Origin of the sequence: Phytopseudomonas dryadis, from assembly GCF_004327355.1 — a bacterium.
Taxonomy (GTDB): domain Bacteria; phylum Pseudomonadota; class Gammaproteobacteria; order Pseudomonadales; family Pseudomonadaceae; genus Aquipseudomonas; species Aquipseudomonas dryadis.
The window spans coordinates 1-24,462 of record NZ_QJUM01000027.1 but is presented as its reverse complement, the minus strand read 5'-3'; the positions used below and the strand labels follow the sequence as shown (position 1 = coordinate 24,462).

Annotated in this window: 10 protein-coding genes; 9 read left to right on the top strand and 1 reads right to left on the bottom strand. The window is 59.3% G+C overall.

Annotation, left to right across the window (positions count from 1 at the left end; all coding sequences use genetic code 11):
- Positions 1–94 precede the first annotated feature (94 nt).
- From DNK34_RS25585 to DNK34_RS20065, 5 genes are all read left to right on the top strand, one after another.
- Positions 95–7,369, top strand: a complete 7,275-nt coding sequence (locus DNK34_RS25585; RefSeq protein ID WP_207401637.1) for a thrombospondin type 3 repeat-containing protein — start codon at positions 95–97, stop codon at positions 7,367–7,369.
- Positions 7,370–7,542: 173 nt separating this feature from the next.
- Entirely contained in the window at positions 7,543–14,043 is a 6,501-nt protein-coding gene (locus tag DNK34_RS20080) for a hypothetical protein (protein WP_131177863.1), read from the top strand.
- Entirely contained in the window at positions 14,036–14,881 is an 846-nt protein-coding gene (locus tag DNK34_RS20075; RefSeq protein ID WP_131177864.1) for a hypothetical protein, read from the top strand. The genes DNK34_RS20080 and DNK34_RS20075 overlap by 8 nt, the downstream gene beginning before the upstream one ends.
- A gap of 13 nt (positions 14,882–14,894) precedes the next feature.
- A complete protein-coding gene (locus DNK34_RS20070) occupies positions 14,895–15,320 on the top strand; it encodes a hypothetical protein (protein ID WP_131177865.1) in 426 nt (141 codons plus the stop codon).
- Complete coding sequence (locus tag DNK34_RS20065) at positions 15,296–19,534, top strand: LamG domain-containing protein (RefSeq protein ID WP_131177866.1); 4,239 nt, start codon at positions 15,296–15,298, stop codon at positions 19,532–19,534. The genes DNK34_RS20070 and DNK34_RS20065 overlap by 25 nt, the downstream gene beginning before the upstream one ends.
- Before the next feature lie 130 nt (positions 19,535–19,664).
- Here the strand turns inward: DNK34_RS20065 and DNK34_RS20060 are convergent, their stop codons facing one another.
- Entirely contained in the window at positions 19,665–20,645 is a 981-nt protein-coding gene (locus tag DNK34_RS20060) for an IS5 family transposase (RefSeq protein WP_131177867.1), read from the bottom strand.
- A gap of 126 nt (positions 20,646–20,771) precedes the next feature.
- Between DNK34_RS20060 and DNK34_RS20055 the strand changes: the two genes are divergently transcribed.
- The 4 genes from DNK34_RS20055 to DNK34_RS20040 are packed head-to-tail and all read left to right on the top strand — an operon-like array spanning position 20,772 to position 24,223.
- Entirely contained in the window at positions 20,772–21,410 is a 639-nt protein-coding gene (locus DNK34_RS20055) for a hypothetical protein (RefSeq protein WP_131177868.1), read from the top strand.
- Position 21,411: 1 nt separating this feature from the next.
- On the top strand, positions 21,412–22,851 hold the full coding sequence (locus DNK34_RS20050) for a hypothetical protein (protein WP_131177869.1): 1,440 nt from the start codon (positions 21,412–21,414) through the stop codon (positions 22,849–22,851).
- Positions 22,852–22,874: 23 nt separating this feature from the next.
- Positions 22,875–23,408, top strand: coding sequence for a hypothetical protein (locus DNK34_RS20045; protein WP_131177870.1), 534 nt, complete (start codon positions 22,875–22,877; stop codon positions 23,406–23,408).
- Positions 23,405–24,223, top strand: coding sequence for a hypothetical protein (locus DNK34_RS20040; RefSeq protein WP_131177871.1), 819 nt, complete (start codon positions 23,405–23,407; stop codon positions 24,221–24,223). Before DNK34_RS20045 ends, DNK34_RS20040 begins: the two co-directional genes overlap by 4 nt.
- The last annotated feature ends 239 nt before the right edge of the window (positions 24,224–24,462 follow it).

The following is a 24,462-nucleotide window of genomic DNA, read 5'->3' as shown; positions in this document are numbered from 1 at the left end:
GGGCAGCCTGTACAACGCTAAAGGATCGATCATGGGGATGTGGGGAGGGCGGGGCAAGTGTTGCCAACTGCTGACGGGGCTGGTGTGCCTCTTCGTGGCAGTTTGCAGCGGTGCGCAGGCTGCTGAAACCTGCCGCGCCATATTCGGTAGCGGCCTGCAGACTCATGGCGGTGGCAGCGTCACCTTCCAATGGGGAGGGAAGCTGCTGGGCAACCCCACTCCCGAGATCGACACGGCCAGGGTATGGAGTGTCCAGGGTTCACCCGCTTGCGACGGCCTCGACTGCACGGCCAGTGGCCAGGAGGGCCGAGGGCTTGCCGGGCTGGTGCTGCCTGGTGTCAGCGCCGAACACGACCTGCGTGTAGGTTACCTGTCCACGGCAGAGGCCGGCGGTAGCGAACTCAACCGCTATCGCGATATCGATGTCGATGCCGGTGCTGCACTGTCGTTCAACGCCCGCCACCAGGCATACCATATCCAGCGTCTTAGCATTGGCCACGGCGCCCGGGTGACCTTGGCCCCGGGACGTTATTGGATCGGCCAACTGGAGATGGCCTCTGACAGCCAGTTGCTCGTGTCCGATGGCACGGCGCGGGTCATGCTGGGAAGCTCTCTTGTGCTGCCATTCCAGGCGAGCCTGAATGCTGCGCCTGATCGCGTGAGCCGCCCCGAAGCCCTGCAGTTGTTCGTTCGCGGCGATCTGTCCCAGGACACCAATACCTCGGTGGAGGCCCTGGTTTATGTGGAGGGCGATTACCGTGCCGCGTTCTCGGCCCGCCTGAGCGGTGGACTGAATGCACGCAATGCTGTCATCGACAATGCAGCCATCATCCGCACCCGGATGGACGCCATCGGTACCCTTGGCTGGAATTACCAGTGCCTGGAGGCGATGGATCTCGACGGCGACGGTATCCTTGATCCGTTCGACGACGACACCGACGGCGATGGTTACGACGATGAACGCGAGCGTGTCGCCGGCAGTGACTGGCTCGATCCGCAGAGCGTGCCCCAGGCACCGCCACCTGCCGCCCAGGTCAACCTGTGCACGGCCAGTTTCGCCAAGGGCCTGCAGAGCCACTCGCCTTCGGGGCTGATCAGCTTCGGCTTCGACGCCGGGCTGCACGACGGGATATCCCCGTACCTTCCGGCCAGCCGAGTGGATAACAGTTTCGCCTCATCTACCCTGAGCTGTGGCAGTCAGCACTGCCAGCCGAGTCATTCGCCGGCACCGGTTGCAGCGCTGCCGCCGTTCCTCGAAAGCAGCAGCGACTTCAATCAGGATTTGCCTTACGCGGGGAGTGTGGTGCTCGACGGCAGCCGCAGCCAATGGCACCGCTTGAACGTCTCGAGCATGGCTACTGTCCGCTTCAGCGAGCCTGGCGAGTATCGCTTGCGCGAGCTGGCCGTCGGCTATGGGGGTGTGGTCGAGCTGGCGCCCGGTGACTACTGGATCGAGAAATTGAGTCTCGCCAGCGAAGCACGCCTGCAACCCTTGGGTGGTGGCACCGTGCGGCTGCACGTGCGGAACGATCTGGAGTTGCCCTGGCAGTCCCGGATCAATGCCAGCGCGGCGGGGCAGATGCAGGACGCCGCGCAGCTCCTCCTGCTTGCCGAAGGCAATGTGGTAATCGGCTCGAACGCCAGCCTCTCCGGCTTCGTCCATGCGCGTGGCGACCTGACCCAGCAGTATGCCGCGCAGCTTTCTGGTGGCGCGGTCGCCCGCAACATCAGTTTGGAGACCCAGGCCTGGGCGCGGCAGGATCAGGCCGCCTTGTACAAGGTGGACTTCGGCCTGCTCTGCGACCTGGATGGCGACGGTATCGGCGACAACCAGGATAGCGACCGCGATGGCGACGGCATCTCCAACGACTACGAGATCGAGCTGGGCTACGATCCGGATGATCCCAAGAGCACACCGCCCGACCTCGACAGGGACGGCATCCCCGACGCCCTGGACGATGATCGTGACGGCGATGGCGTACGCAACGAAGACGACGCCTTTCCGGATGATGCCAACGAAAGCCGCGACCTGGATGGCGATGGCATTGGTGACAATGCCGACCCGGATCGAGATGGCGACGGCATCTCCAATGACTACGAGCTCCAGCTCGGTACCGACCCGGACGATGCGTCCAGTGTGCCGGCCGATCAGGATGGTGATGGCATTCCCGACGCCCTGGACGACGACCGTGATGGCGATGGCGTGCCTAACGATCAGGACGCTTTTCCGGATGATCCAGCGGAAAGCCGCGACCTGGACGGTGACGGCATCGGCGACAACGCCGACCCGGATCGTGATGGCGACGGTATCAGCAACGACTACGAGATCCAACTCGGCACCGATCCGGACGATGCCGCCAGCGTGCCGGCCGACCTGGATCGGGATGGTATCCCCGATGTGCTGGATGACGATCGCGACGGCGATGGCGTGCCCAACGATCAGGATGCCTTCCCGGATGACCCGACGGAAAGCCGCGATCTGGATGGCGACGGCATCGGCGATAACGCCGACCCGGATCGCGATGGCGACGGTATCGCCAATGACGACGAGATCCAGCTCGGCACCGACCCGGATGATGCGTCCAGCGTGCCGGCCGATCAGGACGGTGATGGCATTCCCGATGCACTGGATGACGACCGCGACGGCGATGGCGTGGCCAACGACCAGGACGCCTTCCCGGATGATCCGAGCGAAAGCCACGACCTGGATGGCGACGGTATCGGTGATAACGCCGACCCGGATCGCGATGGCGACGGCATCGCCAATGACTACGAAACCCAGCTCGGCACCGACCCGGACGATGCGTCCAGTGTGCCGGCCGATCAGGATGGTGATGGCATTCCCGACGCCCTGGATGACGACCGCGACGGCGATGGCGTGCCCAACGATCAGGATGCCTTCCCGGATGATCCGAGCGAAAGCCGCGACCTGGACGGCGACGGCATCGGCGATAACGCCGACCCGGATCGTGATGGCGATGGTATCGCCAATGACTACGAGCTCCAGCTCGGTACCGACCCGGACGATGCGTCCAGCGTGCCGGCCGATCAGGATGGTGATGGCATTCCCGACGCCCTGGATGACGATCGCGACGGCGATGGCGTGCTCAATGAGCAGGACGCCTTCCCCGATGACCCGGCGGAAAGTCGTGACCTGGATGGCGACGGTATCGGCGATAACGCCGACCCGGATCGCGATGGCGACGGCATCGCCAATGACGACGAGATCCAGCTCGGCACCGACCCGGATGATGCGTCCAGCGTGCCGGCCGATCAGGACGGTGATGGCATTCCCGACGCGTTGGACGACGACCGCGACGGCGATGGCGTGGCCAACGACCAGGACGCCTTCCCCGATGATCCGGCGGAAAGCCACGACCTGGATGGCGACGGCATCGGCGACAACGCCGACCCGGATCGCGATGGCGACGGCATCGCCAACGACTACGAAACCCAGCTTGGTACCGACCCGGACGACGCGGCCAGCGTGCCGGCCGATCAGGATGGAGATGGCATTCCCGATGCGTTGGACGATGATCGCGATGGCGATGGCGTGCACAACGAGGACGACGCCTTCCCGGATGATCCAACGGAAAGTCGCGACCTGGACGGTGACGGAATAGGCGATAACGCCGACCCGGATCGCGATGGCGATGGTGTGCCCAACGCTCAGGATGCCTTCCCCGATGATCCGATGGAAAGTCGCGACCTGGACGGCGATGGCATCGGCGATAACGCCGATCCGGATCGCGATGGCGATGGCATCAGCAACGACTACGAGATCCAACTCGGCACCGACCCGGACGATGCGTCCAGCGTGCCGGCCGATCAGGATGGAGATGGCATTCCCGATGCGTTGGACGATGATCGCGATGGCGATGGCGTGCACAACGAGGACGACGCCTTCCCGGATGACCCAACGGAAATCCGCGACCTGGACGGCGACGGCATCGGCGATAACGCCGACCCGGATCGCGATGGCGACGGTATCGCCAATGACTACGAAACCCAGCTCGGCACCGACCCGGACGATGCGTCCAGTGTGCCGGCCGACCTGGATCGGGATGGTATCCCCGATGCGCTGGACGACGACCGTGATGGCGATGGCGTGGCCAACGATCAGGACGCCTTCCCCGACGATCCGAGCGAAAGCCGCGACCTGGATGGCGATGGTGTCGGCGACAACGCCGACCCGGATCGCGATGGCGACGGCATCGCCAATGACTACGAGATCCAGCTCGGCACCGACCCGGACGATGCGTCCAGCGTACCGGCCGATCAGGATGGCGATGGTATTCCCGACGCACTGGATGATGACCGCGACGGTGATGGCGTGGCCAACGAGCAGGACGCCTTCCCCGATGATCCGAGCGAAAGCCGAGACCTGGATGGCGATGGCATCGGCGACAACGCCGACCCGGATCGCGATGGCGATGGCATTTCCAACGAGCTGGAAATCCAGCTCGGCACCGATCCGGACGATGCCGCCAGCGTGCCCGCCGACCAGGACAAGGACGGCATCCCCGACGCGCTGGACGACGACCGCGACGGCGATGGCGTACTCAACGACGAAGATGCCTTCCCGGATGACCCGACGGAAAGCCGCGACCTGGATGGCGACGGCATCGGTGACAACACCGACCCGGATCGCGACGGCGATGGGGTGAGCAATGACGATGAGCTCGCCGCCGGTACCGACCCCGATGACGCCAGCGACTTCCCCGATCGTCAGCCGCCGCAGTTGCAGGTCGAGGGCCCGGAAGTCATCAGCGTCGCCGAGGACAGCGTGACCCTGCGCGGCACGGCTCGTGACGATGAGTCGGGCATGGCGCGTTTGGAAATCACCTCGGATCGATTCCCTGGCACCCGCTTCGCCGTGACCCTGGAGGGCGACCTCTGGATCGCCAGTGTGCCGGTGCTGGAAGGCAGCAATCGGCTGACCATCAGTGCCATCGACAAGGCCGGTAACCAGAGCCAGGTCAACCGCAGCGTGGAGCGCCAGGCACTGGCCAGCGATATCGAACTGCTCATCGACTATCCCCTGGCCGGTGCCACCCTAACCGACGCCGGTCTGGTGGTGCGTGGCAAGCTACGCAGCGACAGCCCGGCGCAGCGCCTGGAAGTGCTGGTCAATGGCCAGGCGGCACCTGTTTCGGCCACCGAGCAGGTCACTTTGTTCGCTTTCCAGGCGCCAGCCCTGACCCTGCAGCCGGGCAGTAACAGCCTGGTGATCCAGGCCTGGGTCGACCAGCGCAGCATCCAGCGCAGCCTGGTGGTGACCTACCAGCCGCCGCAGACCCGCTTCGAGCCGCCGCGCTTCGACAACCTGTCGCCGGCCGATGGCAGCCAGTTGCCCGGCAGCGGTTTCGTGCTCACCGGCCAGGTCTATGCCGAAGCCGGTCTGGAACAGCTCAGCCTCGATGGTCGTACTTTGGTGCTACGTGAAACCGGGGTGCAGTTGCATGACCTGCGCGAGGCGCTCAGTGTGGTAGCCGACCAGCAGCAGCTCAGCGTCGAGTTGCTGGCCCGCGACCGCAGCGGCCAGCAGAGCCGGCAAACCCTGAGCTGGAGCCTCGACCGGGAAGCGCCGCAGATCTTGCTGGATCGGCCACTGGTCGAGCTGCCGGCGGTCAACCGGGTCAGCGAGCAACCCTATCCGCTCAGCGGCACCCTGCGTGAGGCAAACCCCGCCAGCTTCCAGATCGACGGCCAGGACGTGGCCCTGCAACCGGGCGCCCAGCCTGGCGAATTCCGCTTCTCCAGCCGCCTGGCCATGCCCGTCGGGCAGACGGTCAATGTCAGCCTGCAAGCGCGGGATCAGGCCGGCAACCAGACGCGAGGGGAATACAGCCTGGCGCTCAGCGCCCAGGCGGCAGTCAGTTGGGTTATCCCCACCGAGGGCACCGAACTGCTCAACCTGGGCGAGCCCATCGCCCTGCAGGTGGCGGCACGGATCGATGACCTCAGCGGGCAACTGCTGCCGCGCGCCATGCTCCTGTCGAGCAACGGCGAACTGCTTGCCGATGCCGTCCTCGGCGGCGACACCAGCCTCAAGAGCGCGACCCTGCAGATTCCGCCGCAGAGCGGCCAGTACAACCTGCTGGCGGTGCTGCAGGATGCCACCGGCAAGGTGGTGGTACAGAGTTCGCGAGGGATCAGCCTGGTCACGCCGGAGCAGGTGCCGGTGGCACTGGAGCGCATCGACCCGGCCGCTGGCGAGCGCGCCGCCGAGCCCAACCAGTTCATCAGCCTGTACTTCAATCAGGCTATCGACCTGAGCAAGCTGGAGCTGAAGGTCTTCGAGACGGCACACGGCAAGTCCTATGTCGACCTTGACGCTCTGGGGGCCAGTGAACTCACCGCCCAGGGTTATCAGCTGGTTCAAGTCAACCGCGACTATCAACCGGTGCAGGGCAACCTGTCGGAGCTGCCGGGCGGGCAGGTGGTGGCCTTCTACCCGCAGGCCGACCTGGCCTACGACGCGGAAATATCCGTCGAGGTGCGCTACGACGGCCAGGAACTGGAACGCATCCGCTACCGCACCCGCAGCCTGCCGACCTTCGTCTCCGGGGTGGTACTCGATCAGTTGCAGCAGCCTGTGGCCAACCTCGAAGTGCGCCTCGATGGACTCAACCGCAGCGTACGCACCAACCAGGATGGCGCCTTCAACTTCGGTTTCGGCGACAGTGCCGAGCAGAACATCCCTGGCGGCAATTACCAACTGCAGCTCAATCCCGGACAGGGCAACCGCAGCTATGGCAGCGACAGCCGCAGCATCACCGTGCAAGGCGGCGAGCGTAACGATCTGGGGCAACTGCAACTGGCCCAGCTCAACGGTTCGCTGCCCTTCGTGCCGCTCGCCGGCGGCAGCCGCGCAAACCTGCTGCAGGGCGAGCTGCTGCTCGACCTGAGCAGTGCCAGGCTGCTGTTCCCGGATGGCCGGGATGCCGGTGACGCCCATGTGCAGATGCTGCAGTTCAACGAACTGCCCTATCCGGTCGAGCCGTTGGCGATGCCTTACTGGATGTACGCGCTGCAGCCTTCCGGTATCGGGGTGCAAGGCAATTTCTCGGTCGACCTGGCCGCGCTGAGGATTGGCGACAGCCTCGATTACCTGCCGCCCGAGGGCACCTATGTGGTCATGGTCGGCCTGGATCGCCAGGCGGCGCGCATCGTGCCGGTCGGTGTCGGGCGTATCGAAAATTTCCGTATTCGCAGCCAGGGCGTGCTGGCCCAGGACAGCCTGGATCTGCTCGGCTTCGCCCTCAGCGGCCCGGAAACCCAGGCTGCGCTACAGGCCTACGCCAACGGCGAAACCAACTTGCGCCAACTGCAGGCAGAACTCCATCGCTTGAACAAGAGCCGCTAAGGCAACTCAGGAATCCCAGACAAATGGACATGTGTGTGAAACCTCTCTCCTCGATCCCCCAACACCACCCAGGCGGCGTCCCGGGGCGGGCTGTGGGAGGGGCTTCAGCCGCGACGCCTGCGGCTCGCCGCCGTCATCTCGCGTGCCGCGCATGGCCGTGGGCGCTGCTGCTCATGGTGTTGCTCGGTGGCTGGAGCATGGCAGCCCAGGCGTTCTACGGGTTGATTCCGGGCTATTACGTGCCACAGAGCTACTACAAGCATGGCGCAGCCTATACGCGCGCCATCGTGCCCGGGCCCAATGGCCGCCCGGTGTACGTGGAGTACGACGGCAGCGGCAAGGAAAGCCGCGAGATCGGCGAGGCCGTCGGCCCGTACGAACGGGCGCAACTGATGTCGGCCGGTGTCTACCGGGCCTGGCTGCAGCGTCTCGCGGATGCGCGCGAGCGCTACCCGGACAGCGCCGTGATGACGGCGGCGGCCTATCGCGGCAAGACCTTCAAGACCGTCGACGGTCAGCCGATCAGCAAGCCGGCCGTGGGGCCGGGCATCCTCGGCGTACTGGTGCGCGGCGACGCGCAACTGTTCAGCACCGATGGCAAGGAATTGCTGCTGCTCGAACTGCCCATCGACCCGCAGGTGACGCCGGCCGCGCAGAGCCAGGCGCTGCTGCTGTCCGAGAGCGGGCAGATCCTGCACCAGAGCGCCAACGCCATCGGCTTCCGGGTGGGCTTTTTCGGCCAGGACGGGCAGGTCGCCGAGGGCTATTCGAACCGCGACCGCGAGGCGCAGATCTATGGCCCGCTGCCGGGCGTGGGCGTGACCCTGGGCGGTTTCATCACCGGTGGCTATGCGTTGACCGACGAGCAGGGCCGCTACAGCATGAACTATTTCCTGCCGGCATGCCCTGGATTCACCTTCGAGTACAGCACGCCGGCCTACCTGGAACTGAGCTACAAGCGCTTCAACCCACGCGGCAGCTCCTTCATGCCCTACTACCTGGTGCGCCAGGACTACGACTTCTGCAACGGCCTGGGGGTCTACAGCATGGCGGCGGCCGCAGTGATCGCGAGCTCGGCCACGCCGATCAAGCGGCCGATGGATTTTCCGGTGGACCTGATGGTCATCGACGGCGCCGCCAGCTTCGGCTCGGCCCGGCTCGGCCAGAGCACCGCCTACAGCGACGCGGTGGGCGAGCGTGGCCAGCATCTGCAGCAGCACTACGACTTCGACGGCGACGAACAGCCGGACTACGTGGTCCCCGGCAAGAAGGTCACCCGGGAAGTCGAAGGCGAGCAGCGCGAAGTCTTCGTCAGCACCAGCCTGGAAGAAGCCGAGCTGCAGGGCATCTACCTGTCCAGCCGGCATGACGGCGTGCCCGGGAACACGGAGGAGACGGCCCCGGACTTCACTCGCCTGATCGACACCGCCCCGGACTTCCAGCACCGCGGCCTGCTCGACACCATCAGCGCCGAGGATCTGCGCGACACCGACATCTACGTGTTCCGCGAGTCCAACGGGCAACTGGTGGCCGAACGCCGCGGGCTGCACGAAGACGAGCTGTACCAGAGCTATTCGGGTGTGGACGAGCAGTCCGGCAGCTTCCGCTTCACCATCCAGCTGCGCGGCTCGGCGGAAAACACCTTCGCCACGGCCGGGCGCAGCGGCGAGGCCAACTTCGGTAAATGGCAAAGCGCGGGAGGTTTCCAGGAGGCCTTCCAGAAGCGCACGGCCAACCACCTGAAGGCGGGCGAGACGGTACGCCTGATCGCCATCAACCGGGCGACGGGCTACATGGGCAGCACCCGCATCCAGCTGCAGGCGGCGGTGGCCACGGGCAACCTGCTGAACTTCGCCGAACAGCGCATCGAGCTGGCGCCGCCGAACCTGAAAGTCTGGGCCGAGCGGCGCAACCAGGTGGAATACGGCAGCACCCGCGGCGAACAGAAACGCCAGACCATCGGCAACGAAGGCGCGGGGCTGAGCAGCGACATCAGCATCGCCATCTACAGCGACTGGCGCGACGCCGACGGCAGCCCGCTGCCCGAGGAACTGGCCGACTACGGCTACACCGGGCGCCTGGCCAAGGTGGTGGCGGCCAACCAGCTGGCCCCGGCGGGGGCCAACCAGCTGTCGCAGTTCGCGATCAAGCCGGGGCAGCAGGTGCAAGTGATCCACCTGCCGGAAAAGGTACTGGCCAGGCAGCACCTGTACCTGCAAGTGGCCGGTCAGCCACAGAACCGCAACCCGGACTTCGCCACCGGCCAGGGCACGGGCATTCTCAAATACCGGCCAAGCCGCTACGTGCCGGTACAAGTGCCGCTGCACGACGAAGAAGCCAGCGAAATCGCCCGCCAGGCCTACCGCAAGGCCGACCGCGAAAACCCCGGCCTGAACCTCAAGGCCCCCGAACCGCAGTACGCCTGGCAGTACCGGCCGGAGCTGCAGTTCAGTCTGTATGAGTTGAATGTGGAGGCGATTCGCAAGACCGATGCCGAGGAGCGGATCAGCGACATCCTCAACGACACGCGGCCGGTACTGACCAGTTCGGACAACCTGCTGGCCTTCTACTACGACCTGCTCAAGTCCGAATTCACGGGGCTGGAGGCCTACAGCCACAACGGCGAGAAAGAGCTGGTGCTGGCCATTGGCGAGCAGGAGATCAAGGCCACCCTGGGAGCGGATCAGACCATTCGCTTCGATAACTTCGAGCACCTCGGTGCGCTGGATGTCGATGATTTTCTCACCATGCGTCTGTATGCCAACAACGATGTGGGCAATACGTTGATGGAGTGGGCGTTCGAATACCTCAGTGTTTTCGCCAACGAAGATGTGGAAATGAACGACATTGGTACTTACCACTACCTGAGCGCTGACGATCCACGTATAGAAATGAAGGCTGTGCTTGCCGGTTACTACACGCGTCGTGAAGCTATCAAGAAACCGGAAACGGTACGTTGGCAGCTGGAGGGCAACGGTAATGTGTCCCCGGTTATCGACACTAACGCCGAGAGCGGTATTTTCACTACCCAGGTCAATTTACCTGCCACCACCGGTAGCCGGGCACGTGTATATGCCACATTGCAAGGCGGTGACGCACGGGCCTACTACAAGGATTTCATTGTCGTGCCCGGTGAGCCGGCGAATATCACGGCGAACTTCAGTGGCCAGCTTTATGCCGGCGGCATGGGAGAGTTGAAGGTCAATTTGATTGTCACTGATCGCCAGGGCAACCGAGTCATTTCCGGTACCGGAGCCGATTTCTCTATTGAAGGGCAGGGGCGTTTGCTCAACGACAGTGAAACTCTGGTGGACGGTGGGGCCACTCTTACTATTCGCGATGCCCTCCAGGCCGGAGGGGCTAATGCACTGGTGGTACAGGTGGATGGGGTGGAAAAAAGATTTCCTTTCAGCGTCCAGACCCTGGGAGTGACGCCACCGCAAATTCGTAGTGTTCAGGAAAATCAGGTCGTTGACCTGGTCTTCGGCTTGGGCGGGGCCGATGCTGCGCAGATCCGTCCCGAAACGCTTGGGGTTCAGGTAGATAAAGGAATCCTCCTGGATCGCGAAGGGCGGATAGACGCCAGTGGCCAATTGGTCTACCGCTGGCACACCGGCTTTGTTCCTGGGGCCGCCAAAGTCGTTTTCAATGCGGGTAATGGAGCCCTGAGTACGCAAGCATGGGAAGTTTTGCCCGATCCGCAGAGTCGAATCGAGCAGAAGAAGCCCATCACGCTGGTAATGGGGGCTAGTGACAATCAGCTGAGTTATCGACGCCGCTCCGCTGAGCAGGTGTCGATACCGGTTCTGGCGCAAGACAGCATTTCTCTCAAGGGTACTCCCGGTGAGGTGCTTGATATTCGCCTGGGCGATAGCCGTAACCCCAATCGGGCGCTACTGACAATGCTTCGCCCGGGCGATCTGGAGCGAAGCCGGTTTCTGGTCGCTGGAGTGACGGCTGCCAAGGCACCTGGTTTTCGCTATCAGCAGAGCGCCCAGGATGGTTTACCGGTTGCATACAACTACAAGGGCTATGGCCTTGTCCTTTCCGACGGTGCTTTGCTGGAGCAAACCGCTACGGGCGTAGGGATCGAGTTGTTTCTTGAATACGACGGCAACGGCAATGGACAACTGCTTGCCTGGAAGGATCTTTTGCTCATCGAGCAACGCGAGGACAAGCTGCTGGTTACCCGCAAGTTGCCAGGGGAGCAGAGCGACACCCAGGAGTTCGATTTGTCGACATCCGTCGGGCCCAACCAACTGCGGGTGAGCATCAAGGGGCGGCACATCGCCTATCGTCTTGCAGAAGTGAGCGGTGAGTTCGATCTGGATGAGGCAGTGCAACCTGCTCTTGGCACTGGCATACGGCTGCTGGCGGGCCAGGATATGGCCTTACGTCAGTTCTATGCGCACGCTAGCGACGCGCCAGCGCTACTCAGTGTCAATGGCCAGTATCAGGATTTCAGTCTTGACCTGGGCACACAGGGCAGGGCCAGCTTGCAGATCAAGCCCGTGGCTGAGAGCCTGCCGCAAGCCTACCGCAGCGTCCCTCTAAGCATTGCTGGCGAACGTGTCGATATTGCTCTGCACAGTCCAGAGCATGCACTTGCAGTGCTGTCTGGACTGCTTGAACTGCAAACGCCGGACGCTGATACGTTGAGCCAGGTTTTGGCGCTTGATGATCGTGATACCAGCAGCTACTTGGCTCAGGCCAATCTCGCAACCCGTATTGGCAGTACTGACGCTCAAGATGGCGATAAAGTTGCCGCGTTGCTCAAGGTGTTTGCCAGCCTGCCTGAAGGAAGCCATCTGAGCGGTCATCTGGATAGCTTGACCTCCTTCATCTCTGCTCAGGCCAATCCGGCCTTTCAGCGCTTGCTCAAGGACGAGCTGTCCGAGTTGGTACTACGTCGCCGCTATGCGGATGTTGGCCTTGGCTACAAAAGGATGCTTGGGCTGCTGGTCATGGCGGAAATGACGGTCAGTCATCCCGATACCGCGGCCTATATTCAAGGGAGCGTACTCAATCGTCAGGATCTCTCGCTCTGGCTGGACTGGATGGCCATGCCGGCTAATGGCTGGGCATTCCTTGAGGCGTCGGTGCCTTATGTCGAGCAGAAATGCACGGTCGATGTGGCCTACGCCTTGGAAGGCACTGCCGATCAGGTGCCCTATAACCCCTGCCGCTTGAATGGCGCAGCATTTGCGAATTGGGTGGAGTCTATCAAGGCCGTTGCTCCGGAGTACGACAATGATCCCCAGTATTTGCTGACACTGTTGGACGGGATGTATCAGGGGCTGGGGGAAAGTACCTATAGCTTCCGACGCGATCTGTTCAGCCTCCAGCAAGGTTACGACCCTCTGGCGGGCTATGACCCTCTCGGTTGGTTGGTGCCCAGGGCTCACGCGGCGGCACCACTGGCTCTGGTACCGGTATTGGTGATCATGGCCCGGGTCGCGGTGCAGGTGGCCAAGCGAGCGGGGCGTAACTTTGCCAAGAACCTGACCAAATTCATGACGGGCAACAGCAATACACGTCTCCATCCATTGCTATTCGCTGTCGCTACCTCGTATGTCTACACCAGCGTTACCTGTGACGAAGAGTCGGTTATTCCTTGCAAGAGACTGCAGACATCCGGGCCAGGAAGTGAGGGTGAAGCTGAGAAGAAGTTCTGGTCATTGATGAAGCATTTTGCTGCTGGCTTGGCACTTTCATCGGGCAAGAACCTGAAGATCAAGGACTCGATCAGTGCCGACGGCCAGTATGTCTGTCGGCTGGTCAACTTTACTCATGGACATATGTACGAGATGTTCATGATCGCTTTCTATCATGCGACCAGTGACCAAGGTGTTGCGGCCTTGGATCGTGCTCGGAAAATTCCCTTGTATGGTGATCCTAATGATCTGTCACAAATGTTCGTGCGCCGTCCCGATATCGAACTGAAAGGAACTGGAGTTGATATCAACACTTGGATCGAATTGAAATCACTGCAAGCAGCTGCACATGATAGCAATGGCAGTGATAGCAAGCTGCCCAGCAAGGCGGAGTTCCTTAAACGCAAGTTGCCACAGTTGGGGCGCGAGCAAGGGCGCAGCACATATCACCGTCAGTTCACCCTGGATCGCGTGGCTGCCTATGGAATGCAAGGTGAGGTCATGAGTGAGGGCTTTCACTGGCAGCTCCAACAGTGGAAGGCTGATGCAGGCCCGCGTAATCGTCTCAGTAACGGTTACCCTACCAAGACCCGTATCAAAGGTTCGGATGCGGGGACTTACTTGGAGGCAGCCAAGGAACGCCTCGTTAAACCACCTTTATTCTTCAAGTCATCTGACTCGAAGTATCCGTTCCATATGGACTTGGATCCAGCCAAGGCCAGGGAGGTGTTTAGTCACCCTCTTTACGATGGCCTTGGTGAGAACATCGATGAGCAATTGGCGGAGAAATTCCTGGGCGACCTGGGCTATTCGGCAGTGGATGTGGCCGATATCAAGCAGCGTATGGCTGACTCTGCCAACGTCCTGAAAATGATGGAAGAGGTGATCAGGTATGTGCCAGGACTTGAGCCTGGATTTGGTTTCGACATCATCGATCTGTTGCCGGACGAGATGCTTGAGCGTGTTCAGGATTATATAGATGAGAATCTAGGAAATATGGTGGGTTGCGAAGATGACTAAAGATTGGATATCCGTTTATCCGGATGGCTGCGATCTGAAGAGCCCGGAACGCAAAGAGCTATATAAGCGTGTGTTAATGGACTTGAAAGGTTATTTTGGGGATACGCCTAAGAAGTTTGGTCAGGCTTTGAAAGTTTTATTCTTTGAGGGGAGGATTGATACTTACAGCCCAAGTGTTCCTGATAAGAAAGAGCTGATGGGGCGTCGGCCAAATAATTTGGGAGGGAGTCCTTATGTATTCATATGCCTTGCATCTCCTGTTGTGTCGTTACGTTTTTATAAAGAAGTGTTGAAGCAATATGAAGAGAAATGCTTTGAGGGGGGGGTGTTCGGTGTATTCGGTGTGAGAGGGGGGAAATATACGTGGGATGATGATTTCATCATGCGTTTTTCGCTTTTGCTTCAAGCACTGGATGAGGCGGAGTCTAAAGAGGGAGGTGTGCCCGTCGATGGACGTATTCCTTTAAGTATGTTGTATTTTTTCTTCAAGGAGATATTTTATCAGTTGAATAAGAATGGAAGCTCTCGACTGGCCTTTGGAAAGGTGCTTGTCGAACGTTTTTCTCAGAGGCTGCCTTCTATTCGGTCGGATGAGCTATGGGTTGGTAAATACCGTGACCTTACCGCAAAGGAAATATCTAACTTGCTAAGCGGGAGTTCAGGCAGGCCGGAGGCATATGAAGATGCTTGGTTTGTGGGCTTTGTAAGTCGCTATTTTTCACGAGGTTTCAACCCCGACTTACTTCAGTTTGTGGATGAGATCTACGAGAGTATCCCCGAGGCGCAACGCATCGGCTGGGATGGTCAGAAAATTACTAACTACCTAGGCAGCGCATAGGAGAGGCCTTTCTGTGGAAACGATCTTTTATGCTTTATTGACTGGACTCAATGCCGAGCAGAGGAAGCAGGTAAAACTCTTTCTGACGATTGATAAACCCGTATTCGTTGAAGAGGTCGCCGAACCTTGGCGGGACTTGTACGTAGCGCTGGAGTACATAGCATTGCCCGACTGTCTGTCGAGCCCTAGCCCGGAGACCTTGTTGGTGGGGTGGGAGACCGACTTGGATCGTGAGGAATTGCATGAGCTGGTCGCCCCCTTCCATAAAGCGAATCTGATTATCGATGCCATGCTTCTTGTGCCTGAAGGAGGGGATGCTATCTGGGTCAAGTCCTTGGACGAGCAGAGCTGGTTGAACGAGCACGCATTGGTGGCCGTGCGGGGTGATTTTTCCAGCGACAAACGTGTTGCTAGATGGATGATGCACAAGCGTCGCTGATGACCAGCGTTAAGATCAATATCAGCCAGCAAGACATGCGCGACACCGACATCTACGTGTTCTGCGAGTCCAATGGGCAACTGGTGGCCGAACGCCGTGGGCTGCACGAGGACGAGCTGTACCAGAGCTATTCGGGAGTGGACGAGCAGTCCGGCAGCTTCCGCTTCACCATCCAGCTGCGCGGCTCGGCGGAAAACACCTTCGCCACGGCCGGGCGCAGCGGCGAGGCCAACTTCGGTAAATGGCAAAGCGCGGGAGGTTTCCAGGAGGCCTTCCAGAAGCGCACGGCCAACCACCTGAAGGCGGGCGAGACGGTACGCCTGATCGCCATCAACCGGGCGACGGGCTACATGGGCAGCACCCGCATCCAGCTGCAGGCGGCGGTGGCCACGGGCAACCTGCTGAACTTCGCCGAACAGCGCATCGAGCTGGCGCCGCCGAACCTGAAAGTCTGGGCCGAGCGGCGCAACCAGGTGGAATACGGCAGCACCCGCGGCGAACAGAAACGCCAGACCATCGGCAACGAAGGCGCGGGGCTGAGCAGCGACATCAGCATCGCCATCTACAGCGACTGGCGCGACGCCGACGGCAGCCCGCTGCCCGAGGAACTGGCCGACTACGGCTACACCGGGAGCCTGGCCAAGGTGGTGGCGGCCAACCAGCTGGCCCCGGCGGGGGCCAACCAGCTGTCGCAATTCGCGATCAAGCCGGGGCAGCAGGTGCAGGTGATCCACCTGCCGGAAAAGGTGCTGGCCAGGCAGCACCTGTACCTGCAAGTGGCCGGTCAGCCACAGAACCGCAACCCGGACTTCGCCACCGGCCAGGGCACGGGCATTCTCAAATACCGGCCAAGCCGCTACGTGCCGGTACAGGTGCCGCTGCACGACGAAGAAGCCAGCGAAATCGCCCGCCAGGCCTACCGCAAGGCCGACCGCGAGAACCCCGGCCTGAACCTCAAGGCCCCCGAACCGCAGTACGCCTGGCAGTACCGGCCGGAGCTGCAGTTCAGTCTGTACGAGTTGAATGTGGAGGCGATTCGCAAGTATGACGCTGAGCTGAACCAGGCCGCCCCCATTGATATGAATGCTCCCGTTCTATCGTCTGGTACGCATTTTCTAGAGTTTTTATACGGCTTGCTCCAGTCGAATTTCGACCTGCTCGCCCCCGTCGACCTGCGAGGGGAAAGAGAAATGGTACTGGCGCTGGGGGCTGATGAAGTTCAGGTGCGGATCGGGGAGGATCAGAGCATTCGCTTCGACAACCTCGAGCATCTCGCCAGTCTGCAATCGGAAGATTTCCTCAGCATGCGTCTCTACGCCAACAACGATGTGGCCAATATCCTGTGGGAATGGGCGTTCGATCAGATGCTCGTGATTCCCGCCGCTACAACGGATGGCGAAACCGTCAAGATCAGTGCAGATGATGCTTTTTCCGGAACTGAGTTGATCGAAGGGCTGATGCTCACACATCGCGATGGGGCCACCAAGCCAGCGGTGGTCGATTGGTCAGTGTCCGGCAGCGCGACCTTGGGGCGATACACGGAAACCAATACCTCAGGTTATTTCCAGACGTTGCTCAAGCTTCCGACGACGGCAGGGGCGATGGCCACCGTGCAGGCCAAGTTCCGGGAACCCTCCGTTCTGGAGGTTGACTCGGTCACCTACGAAGTCGTACCAGGAAGGCCGCATCACATCAGCTACGAAACAGCGGGCAAGACGACTGTCTCGGAGTTAGGTGGCGTCACGCTGGATGTCTGGGTGTTCGACCGTTTCGACAACAAAGTGGCGGATGGCACTTTGGTCGATATCAATGCCGAAGACATGACCCTGGTGGGGAGTCGGGAAACCAGGGACGGGAAAGTTCAGGTCACCTTGAAAGGCAGGGACGTTCCTGGCGACAAGCAGGTGACGATCAGCGTTGGTGACGCTACGGAAAACACCCTTGTCCGGGTGCATGACGTCACGTTGCGGGTTGAGCTGGTCGACTCCCTTCCGGTGGGTGCTAGTACAACGGTCACGGTCACGGCAGCGTCCGACTTCGGTGACCTCACTGGGTTACCGATTCAGCTTTCAGCGCTTCGAGGTGTTCTGGATAAAAGCGATTTGGTGCTCACAGGTAACCATGCAACCACCACCTTGCATGCTGGTGAATTTGCTGGCGGCGGCACCATAGTCGCGCGGCTGAATGACCAACTCATCAGCCAGCCTTTCCATGTACAACTTCCGGCTGGTGCAGTACGCGTCAGTAACCCGTTGCTGGTCAGTAGCCGTGTCGGCGATCCCGATCCCTCGGTGCTGGGGGCCAGCGCGCAAACACAAATTCAGGTGCCGGGTCGTGTGGGAGAAACCGTTACCCTCGACTTGCTCAACTACCTCAAGCCCAACCTGTTACCGCTGGCCTCCTGGGGGCTGCAGAGCGATTTTCTGGATGAGGAAGCCGGTGCGCTATTGGAATCCACTGGCGCTCGAATCGAGGGCGCCGGTGTATCCCGACAGTCCAAATACGCCGAGTTCAGCCAAGGTGACCAACTCCGGCTGGCACATGAAGCCCGCTACGAAAAAAAGGGAGATATCGGTGCCACCCTGGCGTTCAATGCGGATACGAACCAAGACGCGACGCTCCTCGACCTGTCCAGCAGTGGCTTGAAGGTCGTGCTGACCGGCGATGGCAGAGTCAAGGCCCTCGCGCAATTGTCGGATGATTCGCACGTTGAGGTTTCGACGGAGTCCGTTGCGAGCGGGCAATGGCATCGTCTCGGTGTGCACACGATCAATGGCGAGTTGATCCTCCAACTGGATCAGCAAATCGTCCGTGTAGCGCTGGATGCGCCTCTAAAAACGCAGACCAGTGCTTATTCACTGATCATCGGCGGTGATTATCAGGGGCGAGTCAACGAACTGGCCGTGTTCGACTGGTCACGATCACCGGTCTTGCGTTTATCCGATGGCTCACAGAAGTCGACTGTCCAGGTCGCCAGTGATGGCTATGCAACCTTCACCGTGGCTTCTCACTTCAGCGACCTGATGGCGTTGAGGGGGGATCCGAACAAAGATCTATTGAGCAGTGTCAGCCGTATCCTGGTCGCCCATGCCGTGGCTGCGGAGGGTGATGACCCAAGCTGCATGCCTGTCACCACGGACGATCTTATCGGCACTGCCGAAGCCTTCCTGAAATTCATCGTCGACTGCAAGCTGCAGCAGAAAGTCCGCCAGGCGGAGCTGAAGATCGAGACGGCCTCGGGGTTCAAGGAAATCACGCTTGCCTATGTCGAGTACGGTGCCTACAAGGCCTTGCAAACCCAGATAAGCCGCTCCGGCCAGGGCATGATTTATCTGGCGCAGTGTCTCGAGGGTGTTGTCACCGGTAGTACCGATAGCGGTGCCGGCATGCTGTGCGATTTCGTGGCCAGCTTGCTGTTGGTCGGCGACGTCAGAGATTTCGCCATACACGGCTTCTACCTGTTTACCGGCGACATGGAGAATTTCGATCAGGCCACCTATGTATTCGCCACGCTGGGTATCGTCTCGACCCTGGCCGAGTTCACCGGGATTGGCGTCACCGTAGATGCGGCCATTGCTGGCGGTAAAACGGCTGCCAAGGTCATGAAGGGCAGCAAGATAATCAACAATATGGTCGGTTACCTGGATAAGCGCGTTATCCACGGCGAACCAGGGAAGCGTGTTGAAGCCCTGACCACGGTTCTGCCCTTGCTGGAGGTCGTTGCCCTGGTCGCCTACGAAGGCGGAAATATCAAGGACTTCCTGGTTGCGGCAGTTGATAGCGCTGATGATTTTGACGACTGGGTCAAATACAGCTATCGAGTCATAAAAGATAAGCTCGCCTACCTTGACGAGGACGTAACGAGTAGCGCGGACGCTCGCCTCAATCGATTCGTGGGATTGTGGGTCGGTATCGCCCATGCTGCCGGAATCGATTTGATCAGCAAGTCGGTTCGTGAGTTTGCGGAAATACTGGAGAGGGTTCAGGAAAGCGCCAAGCGAGGGGGCGTTAAACAAGGCGATATTGCCAAGTTCTATACGCGAGTCATTGCGCAATTGAACAAGGCTGCTGATGAAGCAGGAGATGCCGCCTATCCGCTCTCCAAATACCTGAGCGAAATCGAGCATAAGAATGTTCCCATCGCCGGCCTGATAAGGATTGCCGAGCACCTGGGGCCTGACGGGCTGCAGACCTTGAGGGATGGTCTGAAGTAGCCCTGTATTTCCGGTCGACTTCAGCCACCGCCGATTTTGAAAGCAGCAAACCGATCAAAAACGATCAGATCGCCCGCTCATTTCAGTGTTTCTGGCCGCCGCGATAACCTCGCCGCAGCCATTTCCCACATTACAGGCGCACCTCTCCTGCATTCGTCAGTAAATGTCTGCGCCCCATCCACAGGTTCGACAGGGCGAACAGCGTCACCAGTTGTGCGGTGTTCTTCACTAGTCCACGGAAGCGCACCTGGGTATAGCCAAACTGCCGCTTGATCACACGGAACGGGTGCTCGACCTTGGCGCGCACCTGAGCCTTGGCCTTCTCGATCTTGCGCTTGGCTTTGTACAGCGCGCTGCGCTTACTCAACTTTTTGTACGTACTGCGGCGGGCTGCGATCTGCCAGATCACCTCCCGACCTTCATGTTCCGGGCGTTTCTCGACGCCGGTGTAACCCGCGTCGGCACCCACCATGTTTTCTTCGCCGTGCAGCAACTTGTCGACCTGGGTAACGTCTGCAACATTGGCTGCCGTGCCGACCACGCTGTGTACTAAGCCCGATTCGTCATCGATGCCGATGTGGGCCTTCATGCCGAAGTAATACTGGTTTCCCTTCTTGGTCTGATGCATTTCCGGGTCGCGCTGGCCGTCCCTGTTCTTGGTCGAACTCGGCGCATTGATCAGCGTCGCATCGACGATGGTGCCTTGCCGCAAGGACAGGCCGCGGTCGCCCAGGTAGCCATTGATGACGGCCAGGATGCCGGTAGCCAGTTCGTGTTTCTCCAGCAGCCGACGGAAGTTGAGGATGGTGGTTTCGTCCGGAATACGCTCCAGGCTCAACCCGGCAAACTGGCGCAGGATGGTCGTCTCGTACAGCGCTTCTTCCATCGCCGGGTCGCTGTAGCCGAACCAGTTTTGCATCAGGTGAACTCGCAGCATCGCCATCAGTGGATAGGCTGGCCGGCCTCCTTCACCCTTGGGGTAATGCGGATCGATCAAGGCAATCAAACCCTTCCACGGCACAACCTGATCCATCTCGATCAGGAACAACTCCTTGCGGGTCTGCTTGCGCTTACCAGCGTACTCGGCGTCGGCGAAGGTCATTTGCTTCATCGGAAAACTCGTCGGGTGGAATCCGGGTATTTTGCCAAATCAGGAAGTCTTTTTCAGACCTTCCTGAGGAGAAGCCCCTGCGTACCTTCGACCTGCCGCGCTATGGGAGCCAACATCGAAGAGTTCATGGGAAAAGTCCATGCGATGGGGAAATACTTTCCTGAGAACAAGGATCAGTTGAGGAATTTCGATAAGTTGATCGAACAATTCAGCGCTTATACCAAAAAAGATCCCGCGAAGCCGAACATGCGTTTGGCGCGCTCCTCGGCGGCGACCGTCGACATCGCTGCCAAGAAGGCGGATGAATTAACCGCTGCAGGCAAGAAGGTGGAAATTACCGGGTTCGAGGTAGATCATGGTTTGGGCGACAGGGCCTATGATGTGGTCATAAGGGTAGATGGTATTGATAACTTCGTTGAAACGAAGTCATGGGAACTGTTCGATGAGGCGAAAGGGTACTTGTCCAGGCAGGTTACTACGGCCAGGGAGAGCAGTCGGAAGCTGGAGGGCTTTACCGAACCGGGACAGATTGTGGATGACATTATTAATGTAATTAGGGAACCGGACTCCAAAGTGTATTGGGCGTTTTCTGATCCGGCGATGCATGCTCGGCGGATGGAGTTTGTTGATCACGTTATGGATGAGATTGGAAAAAACAAAGTGGCGCAGGAAATTATCATGAGTCGTACAATGCCTGGTCAGAACTATAATGATAACCTAGGTATAGTTGGCGACGCCCTGCGTAGTGTTTTGGGAGGTATTTAAGGTGATTTATCCAGTTAATTGTGGTGGCGGGGTCTTTTTTTTGAATGAACATGCACTTGCGTCTCGCGGTAATATGCTTGTCAGTCTTAGGGGGGGGCTTTCAATCTCTCCTTTAGACGCTTTTGAACAAGCAGTAATAACTCTCTTGGATGGTGCTGTTCTCCGCTATGAAATTGGTGCTGGGAAATATCGAGATAGTATTGAAAGAAATTGCTGGGTAAATTTTTGTGAAGTGAAAAGATTCTTCGAAAATATTTCTGTTGGCGGCTTTGGTGATGGTTATTTGTATGGGCGTTGTGGCAAGGATTCGATAAGTTTTGTTTATCGATATAATGGTTCTGGTTATTTAGAGTTTTCGGCGGAATTTGTTGTTATTTTAGCTGTTGAGGATGTAATCGTTCTTGGCAAGGGGGGGCTGTCAAAAGAGATCAGCTTAATCGGTTTAAGTGGCGAGGTTTTGGCGGCTTTTGAGTTTCGGTTGGATGGGGTTATTCGTGCGGGGCAGAAAGCATTCAGAATAGAGGATAAGATTTTTATAAATTGCTCTGGGTTTACAAGTGGTGGACTGCTCCACTGTTTTTCCTTGAGTGAGAAAAAATTGCTGCCTCCCATAAGCCTGGATAACTATATGGGGGCAGTGTGTAATGCAGGAAATGATTTTTTTTATATCGATGGAGCATCCCTGCGACGTTTCAACGCCGAGTCACCACGCGATAGCGAGATTTTGGCAGAACTTCCACCGTTATTAGTTCCTCAAGCAAAATTAAATAGGGGGCAAGAATGGCTTTGGTGGGATGGTACTTGTTTGTATGTCGCTTCCCAGTTAGGTAAGGCTATCTGGAGCTACGACCTCAACGGTAATTTACTGTACGAGCAGAGGGTGCCAGACGGGTGGCGGATTTGGGATGCCGAGAAAGGACACGCCGAGACCGGTCAGAATATCGTTCATCTTTCGACAACAGCCCATGAATGGGGCTTCGCCGCTTTTCTTTCCTGGCTACCCGGAGAGTTCTGCAATGAAAACCTGATGCAGATCGAGGCCATTGAGGCCGTCGAAGTCGAGCAGATCCCAGGCAAGAAAGGCAAGCACGGTTACCGTATGACCGCTCGAGATGCGAATGGTGAACATCTGGCGCGCCATGCCATGCATCACTTCGCTCGATTGGCGAACAAGGTAGCGCCGAGCACGATGAACGGCGGCAAGGTCAACGACAAGGATTTCGACGGTGTCCTCGAACTCATTCTGGAAATACCGCAGAGGCAGGCGCTTGAAAAAATTTATATCGATTACGTGATCGAAGGCTGTGAGCAGATGCGTTATCCGCTGCAGAGCCACCGGGCCGGCAATAAACGCGACCCCGTGAAAATCAAGCTCTTCTGGCAAGCGATTGCGGGCGGTGACACGGAACTGCTGTATGACAGCGAGGCCAGTTCCGAATGAGTACCATCACAGGGGAGGGAGAAATGAAATCTGCCGAGCAATTTATTAAATCCGTAGAGCACCTGGCCGGCCAATACGGCCTGACCTTCAACAAGGAGTCGTTGCAGGAACCAGCGGCAAAGCGCTTGTCATATTTTCCTCTTTTGCTGGAAAAACTGCTGCCGGGTGCTGCATATGGTCACTTGCTGGAGCAGGGGAAAAGCCCGTCCAGTTACTACCCCGATTTATTCGATGGATATCTGGATACAACGGCAGGTGAGCTCGACCCGCAGGAGCTTGATTTCGACTCCGATGACGACTGGGAAAGCATGCTGATCCGTTTTGCATGGGCGGGTATCGAGCATGAGCTTAGGGTTGATGACGTCAACGACTCGGACTGGTTTTCGGCCGACTTCGTGGAGGCTCTGAATCGCTTTGCGGAGAAACACCTTACTGGGCGTTGGGTCGCTTTTTACGACCAGTGTGACTGGTGTACCAGCGTTTATGTACCTGCCGCCGCTTATGAAGCGTTCAAACGCCTGAGCAATGATCTGGAGAGCCGTCTGGAGCCCCAGTGACCGCCCTGTTGGCAAATCTGGAGCTTCTTTCGGACTTCCCAAGCCTGGAAGAAGCCGAGCTGCAGGGCATCTACCTGTCCAGCCGGCATGACGGCGTGCCCGGGAACACGGAAGAGACGGCTCCGGACTTTACCCGGCTGATCGACACCGCCCCGGACTTCCAGCACCGCGGCCTGCTCGACACCATCAGCGTGGAGGATCTGCGCGACACCGATATCTACGTGTTCCGCGAGTCCAACGGGCAACTGGTGGCCGAACGCCGCGGGCTGCACGAAGACGAGCTGTACCAGAGCTATTCGGGTGTGGACGAGCAGTCCGGCAGCTTCCGCTTCACCATCCAGCTGCGCGGCTCGGCGGAAAACACCTTCGCCACGGCCGGGCGCGGCGGCGAGGCCAACTTCGGCAAATGGCAAAGCGCGGGAGGTTTCCAGGAGGCCTTCCAGAAGCGCACGGCCAACCACCTGAAGGCGGGCGAGACGGTACGCCTGATCGCCATCAACCGGGCGACGGGCTACATGGGCAGCACCCGCATCCAACTGCAGGCGGCGGTGGCCACGGGCAACCAGCTGAACTTCGCCGAACAGCGCATCGAGCTGGCGCCGCCGAACCTGAAAGTCTGGGCCGAGCGGCGCAACCAGGTGGAATACGGCAGCACCCGCGGCGAGCAGAAACGCAGTCGAAAACGGGTCGTGCGAACAGGTATTTTCGACTCGCTGCGCGTCATGCGTATTCTTCAGATGCAGTTAAAGCCGTGCCGCCGTGATAGGGCGATAATCCTGCCCAGCGGGGGCATGGAGCATGGGATTGAGTGGTAACTTGGCTCGATGAAAGTGTGATCGGTCGCAAGTTTTCCAGAATAATAGGAGCATTATTTTTCTCAATATTACAAGCGCGGGTATTTTTCCGGTGGCTCTGCTATTGAGTTCTCTAGGTTCTGTACGAAAAGTCGATATGAGTAGAATAGCCGCCATGATTGGCTGGAGGCCCACATGGCAAGGCGCTACGAACTCCCAGACGCAGCATGGGATTTGATCAAAGATCTGCTTTCCCCGGA

What these genes read in the sequence shown, in the direction of transcription:
- DNK34_RS20075 (WP_131177864.1), top strand. Translation starts at nt 14,036, where the DNA reads ATGACTAAAGATTGGATATCCGTTTATCCGGATGGCTGCGATCTGAAG.
- DNK34_RS20045 (WP_131177870.1), top strand. Translation starts at nt 22,875, where the DNA reads ATGAAATCTGCCGAGCAATTTATTAAATCCGTAGAGCACCTGGCCGGC.
- DNK34_RS20080 (WP_131177863.1), top strand. Translation starts at nt 7,543, where the DNA reads ATGGTGTTGCTCGGTGGCTGGAGCATGGCAGCCCAGGCGTTCTACGGG.
- DNK34_RS20065 (WP_131177866.1), top strand. Translation starts at nt 15,296, where the DNA reads ATGGATGATGCACAAGCGTCGCTGATGACCAGCGTTAAGATCAATATC.
- DNK34_RS20060 (WP_131177867.1), bottom strand. Translation starts at nt 20,645, where the DNA reads ATGAAGCAAATGACCTTCGCCGACGCCGAGTACGCTGGTAAGCGCAAG.
- DNK34_RS20055 (WP_131177868.1), top strand. Translation starts at nt 20,772, where the DNA reads ATGGGAAAAGTCCATGCGATGGGGAAATACTTTCCTGAGAACAAGGAT.